The organism is Actinacidiphila epipremni (assembly GCF_012034175.1).
Lineage (GTDB): Bacteria > Actinomycetota > Actinomycetes > Streptomycetales > Streptomycetaceae > Actinacidiphila > Actinacidiphila epipremni.
This window is the reverse complement of the sequence record NZ_JAATEJ010000072.1, coordinates 1-862: the sequence shown is the minus strand read 5'-3', so window position 1 is coordinate 862 and position 862 is coordinate 1. Positions and strand designations below refer to the sequence as shown.

Genomic DNA, 862 nt, shown 5'->3' with positions numbered 1-862 from the left:
GTGCGAGGTCGTGCGGTGGTGCGGTGGTGCGGTCGTTCGTGCGGTCGTTCGTGCGGTCTTGCGTGCCGGGGGGCGCGGCGGCCGGTGCGGTGGTGGCGCGCGGGCCGGCGGTCAGCGGGTGGGGATCCACACCCGCATGGGGCCGTCCTGGCGGTTGGCCCAGGCGTAGTAGGGGACGGCGGTCAGGGTGAGGCCGCTGCCCGGGGGCGGTACGGGAGGGGAGGCGTCGCCGGCCGGCGGGTGCGGGCGGTCCGGCCGGTCGGGCCGGTCCGGCTCGGCGGGCTGGTCAAGTCGGTCGGGCTGGTACGGCTGGTACGGCCACCAGCCGGGGTCCTGCGGTGCGCGCCGGTGGCCGGCCGCCGTCACGGTCGTGACGCCGCCGAGGAGTTCGGGGCGTTCGGTCTCGGTGAGCGGCCGGGTGGGGTCGATGACGACGTCGTCCAGGCCGCCGCCGGGGTGGTCGACGCCTTCCAGGCAGTAGACCAGCGGGCCGCGCTCGATCGCGACGCAGCCGCGTACCGCGTCCACCCGGGCGTCGGCCCGGACCAGCCGGGGGCTCATGTCGAGTTCCAGCAGCACCTCGTCGCCCGGTGACCAGGCGCGCCGCAGCCGCAGCCACCCGTCGTCCATGACGCCCGCGGTGGGCTGCCCGGCGACGAGGACGCGGGGGTGGGCGGCCCATTGCGGGATGCGCAGCGACAGCGTCCAGGGGCGGCCTGCGGGGCCGTCCTCGACCAGGACGCGGACGGCGCCGGTCCTGGGATAGTCGGTGTGAGCGCTAACAGCGAAGTGGGCGCCGCCGTCGTGGCCCTCGTACCGGCCGGTCGCGTACTGGTGGAGCTGGAGCCCGGCGGTGTCGACG

The 862-nt window shown here is 76.8% G+C and carries 1 pseudogene; it reads right to left on the bottom strand.

Going from position 1 to position 862, the window contains the following annotated elements:
* Positions 1 to 111: 111 nt before the first annotated feature.
* Positions 112 to 862, bottom strand: a pseudogene (locus HCN08_RS34470) (beta-L-arabinofuranosidase domain-containing protein); the annotation flags it as partial.